The sequence below is a fragment of the Skermanella aerolata KACC 11604 genome, from assembly GCF_000936425.1.
In the GTDB taxonomy this organism is placed as follows: domain Bacteria; phylum Pseudomonadota; class Alphaproteobacteria; order Azospirillales; family Azospirillaceae; genus Skermanella; species Skermanella aerolata.
In genome coordinates, this window is the sequence record NZ_AVFK01000144.1 from 1 (window position 1) to 2,055 (window position 2,055).

The 2,055-nt window shown below is 64.7% G+C and carries 2 protein-coding genes; both read right to left on the reverse strand.

From position 1 onward, the window contains the following. Positions 1–299: hypothetical protein (locus N826_RS38805; protein ID WP_044437927.1), on the reverse strand; the 299-nt coding region annotated here is incomplete at its 3' end. Continuing rightward, positions 296–2,055, reverse strand: a 1,760-nt coding sequence (locus N826_RS38810; RefSeq protein ID WP_052832821.1) for a VirB4 family type IV secretion/conjugal transfer ATPase, incomplete at its 5' end; no start/stop codon positions are given. The genes N826_RS38805 and N826_RS38810, both read right to left, overlap by 4 nt.

Genomic DNA, 2,055 nt, shown 5'->3' on the forward strand with positions numbered 1-2,055 from the left:
CGCATCAGTTCGGGGATAGCATTGGCTTCCGGCATGAAGTTGCGCGTCAGCCCGCCCAACGCGCTGGCGGCGCTGCCGAGATCCGTGACGTGGGACACGGCATTCCATGTGCGATCCGCCACGTCGTATTGCCTCTTGTACCAGCCGATCTGCTCGACCCAGTGAGCACCTTCCTTGACATACTGAATGACGTTCTGCATCCAGAGCGACGGGTCATAGACGATCTCAAAGGCATACGCCGGCGCGGACGCCGTCGATATCGAAGCGGCCAGGGTAGTCGCTAGAAGAAGCTTCCTCATGCTTCGGCCTCCAGGTAGCGGTTGCGGTATTCGGCCCAGATGACATCCGGGTCGATGGTATTCTTCTCCGCCGCGATGCGGTGCCAGAGGGCGCTCCGGTTCGGGTCGGAGGAGAGAACAGCGATGAATTCAGGCTGATTGATGCGGGCGCGGGCGATGAAGGTGCCTTTGGGACGCTTCACCAGGAAGGTGCCCTCACCGAGTTCCAGCATCCCTTCACGGACGGCGTCAATCTCGCCGGCTGAGCACTTGAGGACGTCGCGGTAAACATCCTCGTTGAGGCCGGGATTGGGGAACAGCAGCTTGGTCGGCGAGTTGGCCAGGATCGCCTTGCCGACGGGATGATCGGAGAAGTCCTGGGGATGGTGGATCATCATCCAGAGCAGGCCGTTGCCCTTGCGCAGTTCGCGGGAGAAGGCATCGAACCCGGCGGCGAAACGGGCATCGGGCAGGTAGGAGGCGGCCTCGTCGACATAGACCGCGGCCCGCACGCCGCGCCCGGCCTTCTGCCGGATGCGGAAGAGCTGGTAGGCCGCCGCCGGTGCGCGGACGGTGATCATGTCGTCGGGCAGGATCTCGGTGTTGTCGATGCCGACCACACCCGCATCCATGCGGATCAGGTCCTGCTCGCCATCGAATGCCCAACCGAGCGAACCGCCCTGGCACCACTGCTCCAGGCGGGCGCCCGTGCTGTCGTTGCCGTGATCGAGGAACTGACGCAAGCCCGCGAGAGAGCGCAACTCGGCGGGGCGGCGCATCACGTAGACGATGGCGTGGCGAAGGCGGCTGACCTGGTCGGCCGGCGGCTCGCCCCGGCCGTCCGCCATGATCAGGCCCTTGACGAATTCCTCCAGCCAGGACCGTGCGTCCTCGGTGTCGGGCAATGCTCGTAGCGGAGCCATGCCGCTTTCCTGGCCGCGCCGGATCCGGACATAGTAGCCGCCGCGCGCCAGCACGCTCAGTTCGTTGGAGCCGTCCTTGTCGAGGATGATCGACACGCCGTTGTAGGGAACGAGGTTCTGTTCCAAACAGGAGTCGAACAACCCACACGTTGATGTTTTGCCATAGCCGGTCGGGCCGATGCCGACGGTATGGCCGACGCGGCGGGAGTGTGGTGAAAAGTCATGGACGGTGTTGCCCTGGGTGCGCAGGCGGATCGTCGGGCGCCCCCAGTGCGGCCGCTTCTCGCCGCGGGGAAATCCGCCCAGCGAGGAGAAGGAGCAGAAGTTGATCAGCTTGATGTCGCCGTGCCGGGCCTTGATGATCTCCGGCGCCCCGGGCATCTGCGACCAGTAGGCCGGGAAGCATCCGAGGGCTTCGGTGGTGGCGGTGACGCTGGTGTTGGTCAGGATGCTCCTGATCTCGCTGGCCGCCTTGTTCAGGTCGGGCAGGGTGTCGGCGTGGACGGCGAGGCTCCAGTGGTGGTCGCCCATGACCGAGCGGCCGGACTGGACGTCGTCCAGAGCGTCGTGCAGCCCTTCGTGGAGCGAGACGGCGCGATCGCCGGCATTGCTCATGCGGCGCTGCTTCAGCGACATCCTGTTCGATGCAGCACCCGCGGATCGGTAGACGAATGAGTTCGTCATGACCAACCGGGTCCTGGAGGTGAGGATTTTGTCCAGGATGTCGGGACGGGCCAGTTCCGGGTAGTCGCGGAAGCCGAAGATCATCCCGAAGGTCGAGCGGTCGGGATAAAGCACCTCGAAGCCGCGCTTGCCGCAGATGACCCGGTCGGTATAGATCGCCCCTGCCATCG